The 13,086-nt window shown below is 75.8% G+C and carries 10 protein-coding genes; 2 read left to right on the top strand and 8 right to left on the bottom strand.

Features of this window, described 5'->3' with window-relative positions:
- Positions 1 to 50 precede the first annotated feature (50 nt).
- From ACIF8T_RS11155 to ACIF8T_RS11135, 5 genes are all read right to left on the bottom strand, one after another.
- A complete protein-coding gene (locus ACIF8T_RS11155; protein ID WP_400033925.1) occupies positions 51 to 959 on the bottom strand; it encodes a phosphotriesterase in 909 nt (302 codons plus the stop codon).
- A complete protein-coding gene (locus ACIF8T_RS11150; RefSeq protein ID WP_400033521.1) occupies positions 956 to 1,540 on the bottom strand; it encodes a DUF4865 family protein in 585 nt (194 codons plus the stop codon). The genes ACIF8T_RS11155 and ACIF8T_RS11150 overlap by 4 nt, the downstream gene beginning before the upstream one ends.
- A 33-nt stretch (positions 1,541 to 1,573) precedes the next feature.
- Positions 1,574 to 2,146 carry a TetR/AcrR family transcriptional regulator gene (locus ACIF8T_RS11145; protein ID WP_400033519.1) on the bottom strand — a complete coding sequence of 191 codons (573 nt, stop codon included), beginning with the start codon at positions 2,144 to 2,146 and terminating at the stop codon, positions 1,574 to 1,576.
- 1,190 nt (positions 2,147 to 3,336) lie between these two features.
- Positions 3,337 to 3,879, bottom strand: a complete 543-nt coding sequence (locus ACIF8T_RS11140) for an ATP-binding protein (protein WP_400033517.1) — start codon at positions 3,877 to 3,879, stop codon at positions 3,337 to 3,339.
- A 183-nt stretch (positions 3,880 to 4,062) separates the two neighbouring features.
- On the bottom strand, positions 4,063 to 4,386 hold the full coding sequence (locus ACIF8T_RS11135; protein ID WP_400033515.1) for a hypothetical protein: 324 nt from the start codon (positions 4,384 to 4,386) through the stop codon (positions 4,063 to 4,065).
- Positions 4,387 to 4,730: 344 nt separating this feature from the next.
- On the opposite strand from ACIF8T_RS11135, the gene ACIF8T_RS11130 reads away from it, so the two are divergent.
- On the top strand, positions 4,731 to 5,855 hold the full coding sequence (locus ACIF8T_RS11130; RefSeq protein ID WP_400033513.1) for a PLP-dependent cysteine synthase family protein: 1,125 nt from the start codon (positions 4,731 to 4,733) through the stop codon (positions 5,853 to 5,855).
- A gap of 138 nt (positions 5,856 to 5,993) precedes the next feature.
- Here ACIF8T_RS11130 and ACIF8T_RS11125 read toward each other — a convergent pair whose 3' ends face one another.
- Complete coding sequence (locus ACIF8T_RS11125) at positions 5,994 to 6,815, bottom strand: DeoR/GlpR family DNA-binding transcription regulator (RefSeq protein ID WP_400033511.1); 822 nt, start codon at positions 6,813 to 6,815, stop codon at positions 5,994 to 5,996.
- A gap of 290 nt (positions 6,816 to 7,105) precedes the next feature.
- Here ACIF8T_RS11125 and ACIF8T_RS11120 point away from each other — a divergent pair, with 290 nt between their 5' ends.
- Positions 7,106 to 9,523, top strand: coding sequence for a hypothetical protein (locus ACIF8T_RS11120; RefSeq protein ID WP_400033509.1), 2,418 nt, complete (start codon positions 7,106 to 7,108; stop codon positions 9,521 to 9,523).
- Here the strand turns inward: ACIF8T_RS11120 and ACIF8T_RS11115 are convergent.
- Positions 9,493 to 11,937 carry a right-handed parallel beta-helix repeat-containing protein gene (locus ACIF8T_RS11115; RefSeq protein WP_400033507.1) on the bottom strand — a complete coding sequence of 815 codons (2,445 nt, stop codon included), beginning with the start codon at positions 11,935 to 11,937 and terminating at the stop codon, positions 9,493 to 9,495. The genes ACIF8T_RS11120 and ACIF8T_RS11115 overlap by 31 nt on opposite strands.
- Before the next feature lie 225 nt (positions 11,938 to 12,162).
- On the bottom strand, positions 12,163 to 12,768 hold the full coding sequence (locus tag ACIF8T_RS11110) for a hypothetical protein (protein WP_400033505.1): 606 nt from the start codon (positions 12,766 to 12,768) through the stop codon (positions 12,163 to 12,165).
- Between the last annotated feature and the right edge of the window lie 318 nt (positions 12,769 to 13,086).

Here is a 13,086-nt window from a genome sequence, read left to right as displayed (position 1 = left end):
GCGGCCGGCACCGGCCGGCCCCGGCGCCCGCCCGGCGCCGGGGCCGCCCGTCAGCGCCACTCCGCCGCGAAGGCCCGCCCGGGATTGTCCACCAGGATCCGCCGCACCAGCTCCTCGCCCACCGCGAGGGCGAGCCGGGGCCGCACCCGGCGCAGCAGGTACGGCATCCCCGGGCCGCCGGTCACCGACCGGGCCGCGGCCGTCGTGGTGTCCCCGCCCAGCAGCAGCCGGTCCCCGAAACCGGCGTCGGCCAGCGCCCGTACGGCGTCCGGCATCCGCCAGTCGGTGGCGTGGTTGGCGCGGGACGGCCCGTCGAAGGCCAGGTAGCAGCCGGCCTCGGCGGCCAGCCGGTGCACCACGGAGTCCGGGGAGCGGTTGAGGTGCCCGAGCACCACCCGGTGCGGCGGCACCCCCAGCCGGCCGCACAGCAGGTCCACCACGTCCAGCGCGCCGGTCCCCAGCTCCAGGTGGACGGCGATCGGCGCGTCCGTGGCGTGGTGCGCCTCGGCCGCCGCCTCCATCGTCCAGCGGGCGTGCGCGTCGAGGGCGTGGAACCCGCCGGCGACCTTGACGAGGCCCGCGCGCACCCCCGACGCCCCGATGCCGTCGGTCAGTTCGGAGACGAAGACGCCGGCGAGCCGGCCGCGCAGGGCGCCGAGCGTCGCCTCGTCGTAGTGCCCGGCCTGGTGCAGACCGGTCGCGGCCACCACGTGCACGCCGGTCTCCCGGGACAGCGGCGGCAGGTCGGCGGCCCGCCGCCCCAGACCGTACGGCGTCCACTGCACCACGGTCCCGCCGCCCTGCGCCCGGAAGGCGGCCAGCTCCGCCCGTGCCGCGGACACGTCCCGCAGCTCCTGGCCGGGCAGCAGGGGACTGCCGAAGAACAGGTGGTCGTGGGCGTCGCACACCCCCAGCCGCTCCGGGGGCACGTCCCCGAGCACGGTGCGGACCGCGCTCACCACTGACGGCCCCGGGGCAGCCGGTCCCGTCCCGGCGCCGACAGACGCAGCACCTGGAACACCTCGCCCTCCGCCTCGGGCGCGTCGTGCTCCCACAGGGAGAAGTGCACGACCTCCCAGCGGCTCGTGTCCACGGCGGCCGCCGCCAGCACCGCCCCGTCCCCGGCCGCCAGCCGCCCGGTCTCCCGCACCGCGTCCTGAGCCGCCTCGGCCGGCGGCACACCCTCCGGCACCGGGCGCCGCCGCCGTACGGCGAACCGCGCCCCGGACCCGGCGGCACCGCCCTCCTCGTACGCCAGGCCCGTCCACTGCCGCGCCCGCGGCCGCCCGAAGTCCTCGCCGAGCCGCTGGAAACCGGCGCCCCACAGGAACGCGTTCATGCCCTCGGTCGTGTTCCAGAGGTAGAACGGGGCGTACTGGTTGACCGGTGAGCCCTGCGCGCCGCGCTCGCGCATCAGATAGGCCTTGAGTCCGAGCCCGTCCCAGTCGTCGAGCAGGTGCCCGATCCGGGCGACGCGGTCACGGACGACGGTCATGTCGTAGTCGGCGGGCAGGGTGATCTCGTACTGCATGGCGTGCACGCACGGCCTCCTCGGGTGGATCGCACGGATGGGTTACGCGGTACGGGGGCCGGCCGGTGCGAGCAGCGCCAGCAGTCCGCGCACGCCCGCCTCGAAGGCGGCGGGGGAGCCGGACGCGCGCGCGAGCACGTAGCCGCCCTGGACGGTCGCCACGACGGCGGCCGCGATCTCCTCGCCGTCCAGGTCCGGTGCGAACTGGCCCTGCTCCCGGCCCTCGTCGACGATCCCGGCGAGCCGCCCGCGCAGCCAGGCCAGCGTCTCGTCGACCGGGGCGCGCAGCGCGTCGTCCGCGATCACGTCCGGGTCCATGGTCAGCCGCCCGACCGGGCACCCGCGCAGCACGTCCCGCTCGCGCCGCAGGTACGCCTCGATGCGCTCGTACGGTGTGCCCGGACCGCCGAGCACGGTCTCGGCGGCGGCCCGCATCTCCTCGGCGGTGCGCCGGATCGCGGCCAGGGCGAGGTCCGGCTTGCCCTTGAAGTGGTGGTACATGCTGCCCTGCCCCGCGCCCGCCCGCTCCAGGATCGCCTTGGGACTGGTCCCCACGTAGCCGCGCTCCCAGAGCAGCGCACGGGTGGACTCGATGAGTCGCTCGGAGGTGCTCATACGGGCAGTGTACATACTAGTAGTTACAGAAGGGGGAGGCTCCTGCGTACTCCTCGGGCGGTACGCGCACGGCCGCCGGCGGGACGACGTCCGCGGACCCCTCGCCTGGTCACGCTCGAAGGCGGATCACCGCGGACACCGCACCGAGGAGTCGAACGGACGTGCAGACCCCGGCGCACTTCGGCGACGGCGGGCCCGGCCCGTGGATCCCGCTTTCCCGGTGATCCGCGCGCTGGCCGCGGGCGCCGCGGCCTCCGGCGGGGCGCGGTCGACGCCGCCCGGCCCGGCCACCGCTTCACCTCCGGCGGGATCGACGAGGACGAGCACCGGCGCCGGCTGTCCGTGCTCGACGAGGAGTCCGGGCGCGGCGGCAGGGGGCGAGGGTGTCCGGACGGGCGCGGCGGAGAAGTTCCGACGGGGCGCTCTTGGCGCACCGCGCCTCGGAACCCCCGGAGGTCGGCCCGGACATCAGGGCAGCGTCACTGGCCGCGTGCCCTGGGGCAAGGCAGCCGTCGGATCAACACCCTTGCGCGGAGCGGCCGTTGGTCGGGCGCTTTCGCGCACGGCGGGCTGTCGCCGGTCCGGCCCTTGGCGCCCGGTGAGCCGTTGGTCGGGCCCTTCGCGGACAGCGGGCCGCCGGCCCGGCACCTGGCGCATGGCGGGTTGTCGGTCGGCCCCCGCGCGCGGCGGTCTGCCGGTCCGATTCCCCGTGCATGGCGGGCTGCCGGTGCGGCCCTTGGCGCACGGAGGTCCGCCGGATCTGCCTTCCCGTGCATGACGGGTTGTCGGTCCGGCCCTCGCACACGGAGGTCCGCCGGTCCGGCTCCCCGTGCATGATGGACTGCCAGTGCGGCCCTTGGCGCACGGCGGGCAGCCGGATCTGACTCCTCGCGTATGGCGGGCCGTCGGTCCGGTCCTTGGCGCACGGCGGTCCGGCGCCTGGCGGGCTGCCGGTGCGGCCCTTGGCGCACGGTGAGCCGTTGGCCCGCCCCCTCGCGGACAGCGGGCCGCCGGATCAACACCCTTGCGCGGATCGGCCGTCGGCCCGGCGTCTTCGAACACGCCGGTCGCCCGCCCGGTGCCGTCACGCGGGGCGCCACCACGGCCGCCGTTCCGGTGCCGCGCCCGACGGCCCGGCCCCGAGGGGCCGCGCCCGGCGGAGCGCCGCCGGGGAGAGGGTCACCGCCCGGTCAGCCGGCAACGGCGGACCGGGCGGGAGCATGTTCCGGCCGCAGGACGTCCGCGGCCGGCGCGACCTCCGCGAACCGGCGCGCGGGCTTCTCCGGCGCCGCGCGCAGCGGCCGGTGCGCCGGCGCCGTGAGCGCCGCGGAGGGCGTGGGCAGGGTGAACCACACGACCTTGCCGGACTCGCCGTCCGGCCGCACGCCCCAGCTCTCGCTCACCGCGGCCACCATCGCCAGCCCGCGCCCGCAGGTCGAGAGCGGGGCGATGGCGTCCACGTCCGCCACGACCGGCAGACGCGGGTCATGGTCGCGCACCGAGACCGTGAGCCGGTCGAGCAGCAGCTCTATCTCGACGGTGCACGTCTTGTCGGGCTGGGCGTGCCGGTGGACGTTGGACAACAGCTCCGTCACGCCGAGCGACGCCCGGTCGATCAGGGAATCGAGATGCCAGTAGCGCAACTGCGCAGATACGATTCTGCGGACCTGGCCGATCCGCGACGGCAGGGCTTGGAGCTCCACCGTGCAGTGCCTGCTTGGGTGACTGATCACGGCTGCGACTCCCCGACGTGAGGTCCGGAAGAACACGGAGTACGGAACCAGCAGGGCGCCTGCGTGACGCTGCCGCCTGCTGTCGTGGCCGGCGGGCTGGTTCGCAGCGTTATCGCCGGTAAACCCAGAGTGACGTGAGACCAGCGTGACGCAAGGGGTGGGGGTGCGCAACTCGCGGTCATCTCAGCCGCCGTGCCCCGCCGCCTTGCGCACGGCCTCGATGAAACGGCGCGCCGCGGGCGGCCCCGGCTCGCCCGGCGCCGGGTCGTGGTCGCCGAGGGTGATCAGGTACCGGTTGCCGTTGAGGTCCGCCAGGGCCGTGTCGTCGGGCGCGAACCAGGGCTTGGACGCCCGCACCGCCTGCACCGGCGCGCTGTCGATCTCGCTGCCGTAGCTGGTGAGCAGCTCCAGCCTGCCGTCGCTGATCCGGACCTGTCCGGCCCGGGTGAGCGAACGCAGCCGCTTCCCGATCCGCACACCCCTGGCCGTGAACTCCGGCTCCGCCATGTCACCCGCCCCCTTGCGCGTCGCTGTGCCGGACCGGACTCTCCGCGGGCCGGCTCGGTACGTGAACCAGTGTGCCCCGGCCGGGACCTCGGTCCCGCCCGGTGCAGTCTGCCCCTCCCCGTCGCCCGGCACCACCCCGGGCGGCGGCCCGTCCAGGGGCGCCCGGAGCACGCGGGCGAGTGCGCCCCCGGGACCGCGCGCCCCGTGCACCGCACCTTGCACCAGGGGGCGCTTTGGGGGGCTCAAAGATGCGTTTATGCAGGTGAGAAGCGTGTGGAAGGTGTCTATGATCGGAGCGTCGGCCGCGCGACGCGCCGTCGGCGCGCAGCGTAAGGAGCTCCGTCGTGACCACCCCCCAGCAGACCCGGACCGGTGCGACGCTCGACGTCGACCGCACCGACACCACCTATCGCGCCTGGCTCAAAGAGGCCGTCCGCAGGGTCCAGGCCGACGCCAACCGCTCGGCCGACACGCACCTGCTCCGCTTCCCGCTGCCCGAGCGGTGGGGCATCGACCTCTACCTCAAGGACGAGTCCACCCACCCGACCGGCAGCCTCAAGCACCGGCTCGCCCGCTCCCTCTTCCTCTACGGCCTGTGCAATGGCTGGATCCGGCCGGACCGCCCGGTGATCGAGGCCTCCAGCGGCTCCACGGCCGTCTCCGAGGCGTACTTCGCGAAGCTGATCGGTGTGCCCTTCATCGCCGTCATGCCGCGCACGACGAGCGCCGAGAAGATCCGCCTCATCGAGTTCCACGGCGGGCAGTGCCACTTCGTGGACGATCCGCGCACGATGTACGAGGAGTCCGCCCGCCTCGCGGCCCAGACCGGCGGCCACTACATGGACCAGTTCACCTACGCCGAGCGCGCCACGGACTGGCGCGGGAACAACAACATCGCCGAATCCATCTTCCGCCAGCTGATGCTGGAGCGGTTTCCCGAGCCCGCGTGGATCGTGGCCACGGCCGGCACCGGCGGCACCTCCGCGACCCTCGCCCGCTACGTCCACTACGTGCAGGCCGACACCCGCATCTGCGTCGCCGATCCGGAGAACTCGTGCTTCTTCGAGGGCTGGACCACCGGCGATCCGGACGTCACGTGCGACTGCGGCTCGCGCATCGAGGGCATCGGCCGCCCTCGGATGGAGCCGAGCTTCGTCCCCGGCGCCGTCGACCGGATGATGAAGGTGCCCGACGCGGCCAGCGTCGCCGCCGTGCGGGCGCTGGAGCGGGCCGTCGGACGCAAGGCGGGCGGCTCGACCGGCACCGGGCTGTGGAGCGCGCTGAAGATCGTCGCCGAGATGGTGGCCGAGGGACGGCAGGGCAGCGTGGTGACGCTGCTGTGCGATCCCGGGGACCGCTACCTGGACCGGTACTACTCGGACGCCTGGCTGGCGGACCAGGGCCTGGACATCGCGCCGTACACGGCCGCGATCGAGTCCCTGCTGCGGACGGGCGTCTGGCCGGACTGACGCCCGCGGCGCCGGCCGCCGGCACCACCGCGGCCGCGCACGCCGCGCGGGAGGAACCGGGGCGGGGCACACCGTGCCGGGGATGTAGAGGCGGGCCACGCCGCGCGGGGGACGCCGGGACGGGTCACCCGCCTGCCGTCACTCCCCGTCGTCCGGCTCGCCCGCCACGATCACCCGCAGGTGCTCCGCGATCTCCGCGCGCGCCCCGGGCTCCAGGCCGGCGTCGGTCACCAGGGTGTCGACCTGGTCCAGCTTCGCGAACGAACTCAGGCCCACCACACCCCACTTGGTGTGGTCGGCGACCACCACCACCCGCCGGGCCGACTGCACCAGCCGCCGGTTGGTCTCCGCCTCCGCCAGGTTCGGCGTCGACAGGCCGGCCTCCGGCGATATCCCGTGCACGCCGAGGAAGAGCAGGTCGAAGTGGAGCGCCGCGATCGCCTGGTCGGCCACCGGCCCCACCAGCGAGTCGGACGGGGTGCGCACCCCGCCGGTCAGCACCACGGTGGCCGCGCCCTGCCGGGGGCCCGAGGTGCGCTGCGCCGCGTGGAAGACGTCGGCGACCCGCACCGAGTTGGTGACCACCGTCAGGTCCGGCACGTCCAGCAGCCGGTGCGCCAGCGCGTACGTCGTCGTGCCGCCGGACAGCGCGATGGCCGCGCCCGGCGCGACCAGCCCCGCCGCGGCCCGCGCGATGTCCTCCTTGGCGCTGAGCTCCAGACCGGACTTGGCCTCGAAACCGGGCTCGTGGGTGCTCGCCTCGACGACCGGGACCGCGCCGCCGTGCACCTTCTCCAGCACGCCCTGCCGGGCCAGCGCGTCCAGGTCGCGGCGGACCGTCATGTCCGACACGCCGAGCTTGCGGGTCAGCTCGTTGACCCTGACCCCGCCCCGGCGGCGGACCTCGTCGAGGATCAGGGCGCGCCGCTGCTCCGCGAGGAGGTTCTGATTCTCGCTCACGTACGCTCCGGTCCTTTCGCCTCACTGCCGTCCGACAACGCCCGCGCAACAGCTCCGACAAGGACATTTTCCCCGCCCCCCGGTGCGCGGACGCCTCATCCTCGCACGCCGTGTCCCGGGTCGCGCCACCGCCCGCTGGACGCGCGCATGTCACTCGTGTCTCCTTTGTTACCCGTCCGTCACCCGGATCGGGGAGATTCCGTGACGGGAGGTGTGCGCCGCCCTCCCGGCGGAGATCCTGAGCCCGCGCAGACACAGCGGAACGGCGCGTCACGGGGGAAGTGCGAACAGTGGAACGTGCGCAGGAACGTGCCTCGGCCGGCGGATCCGACCGCCCCGCCGACGACACCGGAGCCGCCCTGGAACTCCTGGTCCACGGAGTCGGCGGCACCACACCGCAGGACATGCTGAACGATCCGCGCACCGAGCGGATCACCGGTGACGGCATCGCGGCCGTCTACCGCCGCGCCGACGACGTCGACGCCGAGAACCGGCCCGACGACGGCCGCCGCCGCGACGGCCCGGTGCCCGAGGCCTACGTGTGGTGCAACCTGACCTCCGGCAACGGCACGCGCGCCCTGTGGCTGCTGTTACTGCCGTTCATGGTCGTCAACCTCGCCCACTGGATGCGCCCCGCCGCCCGGGGCCGCAGGAGGACGGTCCGTCTGTACGGGCTGCTGGTGCGGCTCGCCGGGCTGACCCTGACGGTGCTGCTCGTCGCGGCGGTCTGCGAGGTCGCCCTCGACCTCGCGGCGTGGCAGTGCGCGGGCACCCGCGCGTGCTCCGAGCGGAACTCCTGGCTGGGCTTCCTCTCACCCACCGTCTCCCACGGCGGCTGGTGGAGCCGTCCCGGCCGCCGGCTCGCCCTCGCGGCCCTGGTCCCGGCCGCGTTGACCGGCCTGCTCTGGTACCTGTCGCTGCGCACCTGGCGGGCGTACGAGTCCCAGCAGCCGATCGCCCGCGCGCCCGAGGCCGACGAGGACGGCGCGGGCACCGCCCTGGGCCGCCCCGGCTTCTGGTACGGGCGCCGCCTGGTGGCCCGGCTGCGCGCCGCGCACACCGCCGCGGGCCTGCTGACGATCGCTGCCGCGGCCGGCACCGCCGCCGTCCGCCACGACCGCGAACCCGGCGGCCCGGCACTGCTGGAGACCCTGGGCCTGCTCCTGGCGGCGGCCCTGGTCGCCGGAGCGGCCGCCGTGGTGTGGGTGGTCTGCCGCCGGGGCCGCACCGAGAAGCGCCTCGACCGCGACCTCGACGCGCACCTCGTACGACGGCTCCCGCTCGCCGCCCTCGCCCTGCTCGCGCTCACCCTCGTGTACGCCGGGTGGGAACGCCCCGGCTGGGAGTCGGCCGGCCGGCTGCCGGGCGACGCGGCCTTCGGCGCGCTGACCCTGGTGCAGGGACTCATCGTCGTCGTCCTCGCGGTGGTCGCCCGCGTCCTGCACCGCGCGCACCCCGACCCGCGCGCCGCGCTGCGCGGGCTCGGCGGGCCCGCGGTCGCCCTGCTGGCCTGCGCGCTGGGCGGCGTGATGTCCGGGGGCGTGGCCCAGCGGGTGTCCGACTGGCTGGACGGCACCGGGTCCCACCTGGCCGGACCGCCGGTCCTGCTGACCTGGCAGGCGTCGGTGATCCCGCCGCTGCTGGTCGTCCTGCTCGTCCTCGTCGGGGTGCTGGGCCGGCGCGGCTGGCGGCTGGCCCGTGCCGAGCGCGCCGCCGTGGAGCGCGACTACCCGGACGAGGCCGGGGACCCCGGACGCACCCGCCGGATCGCGTCCGCGCGCGCGATGGCCGCGCTCACCGACCGTGCGCCCCTCCTGCTGGGCGTCACCTCCGCCGCGACCCTGCTGCTCGGCGCCGGCGCGCTCGTGGGCGCCCTCGTCACCGAGGAGACGCCCGGCGAGGCCGCGCACGGCACCTACGGCATCCTGCACGGCGCCGCCGAGACCGCCGAGGCCCTCGGCTCCTGGCTGATCGGCTTCGGCTTCATCCTGTTCGTCACCTGGGGCCGGCGCGCCTACAAGGACGCCTCCGCGCGCCGCACCATCGGCATCCTGTGGGACGTCGGCACCTTCTGGCCGCGCGCCGCCCACCCCTTCGCGCCGCCCTGCTACGCCGAGCGCGCGGTCCCCGACCTGACCTGGCGGATGGCGACCTGGACACGCGTCACCGGCGGGCGGCTGGTGATCTCCGGGCACTCCCAGGGCAGCGTGCTCGCGGCCGCGGCGGCCTGGCAGCTCCAGCCGTCCGCCCGCAGGCGGGTCGCGCTGCTGACGTACGGCTCCCCGCTGGAGCGGCTGTACGGCCGCTGGTTCCCGGCCCACTTCGGGCCCGCCGCGCTCCTGTCGCTGCACCACGACGTCGACTGCTGGCGCAACCTGTACCGGCTCACCGACCCCATCGGCGGCCCGGTGCGGCTGCCCGGCGACTGCGGCCCCGAGGTGGACCGCGAGCCCCTGAAGGACCCGCTGGCCTACGGCCGCACCGAACTGCACCCGCTGCCCGCGCCGATCCTCGGCCACTCCGACTACCAGGCGGACCCGGCGTTCGCCGAGGAGCGCCGGCGGCTGCTGGCCCGGCTGCGGCCGGGCGTCCCGGCGCCGCGCCACCCCCGGCGGCCGGACTGCGGCCCGGCGGACGGGCCTTCGGACGGCGAGGACCAGGACGGCGGGCCGCCGCCTCAGGGCAGCTCGGGCAGGTCGTCGGCGTAGAGGAGGGTCAGATCGTCGGTGGTCGGGTCGTCCAGCTGGGCGACCCGGCTCGCGTGCCGCTCCACCATCGCCTCGAACGTCTGCCGCGCGGTACGGCCGTTGCCGAACGCCGGGCCCTTGGGGATCGCCGTGAAGTACTTCAGCAGCGCCTCCGCCGCGCCCGGCGCCAGCCGGTACTCGTGCTCCTCGGCCTGCTGCTCCACGATCCGCAGCAGCTCCTCGGGTCCGTAGTCGCCGAAGGTGATGGTCCGTGAGAAACGGGAGGCGACCCCGGGGTTGACCGACAGGAACCGCTCCATCTCGGCCGTGTAGCCCGCCACGATCACCACCACCGCGTCCCGGTGGTCCTCCATCAGCTTCACCAGCGTGTCGATGGCCTCCTTGCCGAAGTCGCGGCCCGCGTCCTCGGGGGACAGCGCGTACGCCTCGTCGATGAACAGCACGCCGCCGCGCGCCTTCTCGAAGGCCTCCTGGGTGCGGATCGCCGTGGAGCCGATGTGCTCGCCGACCAGGTCGACCCGGGACACCTCCACGAGATGGCCCTTCTCCAGCACACCGAGGGAGGCGAGGATCTCGCCGTACAGGCGGGCGACCGTCGTCTTGCCGGTGCCGGGGGACCCCGTGAAGACCAGGTGCCGCTTGACCGACGCCGCCTTCAGGCCCGCCTGCTGCCGGCGGCGGCCCACCTCGATCATGTCGGTGAGGGCGCGCACCTCGCGCTTGACGCTCTCCAGGCCCACCAGGGCGTCGAGTGCGCCGAGCACGTCCTTCGCGGTACGGGCCGGCTGCTCCGGCTCGGCGGGCGGGGCGACCGGGGCGGGCGGCGCCTGCTCGGCGCGCTGCCCGGGGACCGCGCCCAGCAGCCCGGGGGAGTGGCCGGCGGCCTGCACGGCAGGCTCCCGCGCCGCCGGGGGCCGTACGCCCCCGCTCTCGTCGCTGCTGCAGTCCTCGACGACGGGACCCGCCTCGGACGCCGCGTCCGCGCCGCCGTCCGCGAACTCGTACCCGCCGCGCGCGCACCGCTCGGTCCGGCACCTCCGCAGCGTCGTACGGCTGCCGTCGATGACGTGGAAGCCGTAGCCGCCGCTGCCCGTCACCCGGCAGTGCAGGAAGCTGCCGCGGCCCCCCGCCGACACGTAGACGCCGGCCTCCGCGGGGGACTCGATCGTGCAGCGCTCGACGGTGGGGTCGGCGCCCTTGGTGACGATCACGCCGGTCTGGGTACCGTCGACCGTGCAGTTGTTGAGGGTGCCGCCGCTGCCGTGGTCGCGGAACCAGGCGCCCGTCGCCGCGTCCCGGATCCGGCAGTCGTCCAGCTGCGCGGTCGCCCCGTCGCTCACCGACACCGCCGTGTTGCGCACCTGGGACAGGTCGCTGTCGACGACGTCCGCGCGCGAGCCGCGGTCGAGGACGAACAGGGCGTCCGGCACGTCGTGCACCCGGCAGGAGTCGAGCACCGCCGTGGCGCCGTCGCTGACCCACACCGCCGGATAGTCGCCCGTGCTGTCGAAGATCTCGCACTGGTTGGCGTCCACGCGCGTGCCCGGGTCCCACACCGACAGCCCGTTGCGCCCGAACTGCCGCACGGTGGTGCGGGTCAGCGTGAGCACCGAGCGGGAGCGCAGGTCGATCGCGTTCTCCGGGATGTCGTGGATGCGGCAGTCGGCGAGCGTCAGCACGGCGTCGGTGTCGAGCGTGACCCCGTCGGCCGTGGTGCGGTGCACGTCGCAGTCGGTGAGGTGCGCGGTGGCCCGGCCGGTCACCTGGACGCCGCTGCCCCGCACCTCGTAGACCTCGCAGCCCACCGCCTCCAGCGCGGAGTTCTCCCCGGTCGCCGACAGGCCCGAGCCGGAGGCGTGGTGCACGCGGCAGCGGTCCAGCCGCGGGTGGGCACCGCCGCGCACCGCGACCCCGGCCTGGCCGGCCGCCACGACCTCGCACTCCTCGAACACCCCGCCCCCGCCGTCCAGGACGGCGATGCCGATGCCCGCCGGGTTGTCGACGGTGCAGCGGCGGACCGTCGGGCGGGCGCCGCCGCGCACCTCGATGCCGACCGCGGAGCGGGTGACGACCCGCACGTCCGTCAGCTCCGGCGTGCCGTCCTCGACGAGCACCGCCGGAGCGGCCGCGTCCTGCCCCTCCACGTGCAGGTCCTGCACCACCGCCGAGGCGCGCACGGTCAGCGGCACCCCGTCCGGCGGCGCGATCCGCACCGAGCCCGGGGCGCCCTCGGGACCGCGCAGGGTCACCGCCCGCGCCACGACGAGGTTCTCCCGGTAGGTGCCGGGAGCCACGGTGAGGACGTCCCCGTCGGCCGCGGCCTCCAGGGCGGCGGCGAGCGATGCGTACTCACCCGTGCGGCGCCGCCACCGCGACGTGCCGGTGTGCGTCACCTGGACCGTGCCCTGTGCCATGGCGTAGCTGTGCCCCCACCTCGTCGTACTGATGGCTCGTTCGCCTTCGGGGCGCCGGGTCCGGTCCCCGGCCCGCCGGGCGCTCGGGCCCTGGGGCCCTCGCGCTCGCGGTCCTGGCACCGGCGCGTCCCTGAGGTTCCCTCACGCGCGGGTTGTCGCCGATCGGTTCGGCCGGTCCACCGTAGCGTGCGCGCGGGTGGTGGGTTGACCAGAGCCGGAAGGCCGTCAGCTGCCGGCGCCGGTCCGGCCCCAGTCCGGGCCGGTCCTGTCCCAGGCCTGGTCCCAGCGGGCGTACCGGCGGAGGACCATGCGCCACACGACCAGCCGTCTGCCGCCCTCGACGAGACCGGCGGTCGCCAGGGCCGCGCCGACGCCGGCGAGGACCGCGTGCGTCGTGGCCGTCGCGGGGTCCAGCGGGCGGGCCGCCGGACGGCCGCGCGGGTCGGTCCATATCCGGAAGCGGTCGCCCGGCCGGGGGTCCTTCAGGCTCGCCAGGACGGGGCCGCGGCGCGCGGTGCCGTCCGGCGCGGTCCAGTCGGCCAGGACGCGACTGCGCAGGTCCGGCCCGGTGGAGGTCTCCGGGTCGGCGTCCAGCGGGGAGCCCGCCAGCTCGCGGACCACGGTCGCGGTCACCAGACGGCGGGCGTGGTGCTGGTCGCGGACGGACCGCTGCAGGGCGTCCTGGGCGGCACCGCCGACCAGCCGGCCGATCACCGGGGAGGCCAGGAGGACGAGGAGCAGCGCCGCCAGGGCCAGCCAGGCCTCGGCCAGGTCGGTCGCGCGGCACAGCGGATTGTGCCGCCAGCGCCAGAGCCCGCTGATCGCCCGCACGGTCCGCACCCCCCTTCCCGCTCCGTGATAAACCCCCGCGGAGGCGTCCACGCGGGGTTCCGGCCGGGAGAGAGGGAAATCACCCTCCGGTCCCGGGACCTCCCGCGGACATCTCGCACACGGCCAACGTCCCGGCGCCGGGGGGGGGGGGGGGGCCCCGCGCCCCCCCCCCCCCCCCCCCCCCCCCCCCCACCCCCCCCCCCCCCCGCCCCCCCCCCCCCCCCCCCCCCCCCACCCCCCACCCCACCCCCCCCCCCGCCCCCCCGCCCCCCCCCCCCGCCGCCCCCCCCCCCCCCCCCCCACCACCAACTCCCCGCG

This window comes from Streptomyces sp. NPDC085946 (genome assembly GCF_044540485.1).
Lineage (GTDB): Bacteria > Actinomycetota > Actinomycetes > Streptomycetales > Streptomycetaceae > Streptomyces.
Note: the sequence above shows the minus strand (reverse complement) of the source record. Positions and strands in the feature narration are given on the sequence as shown.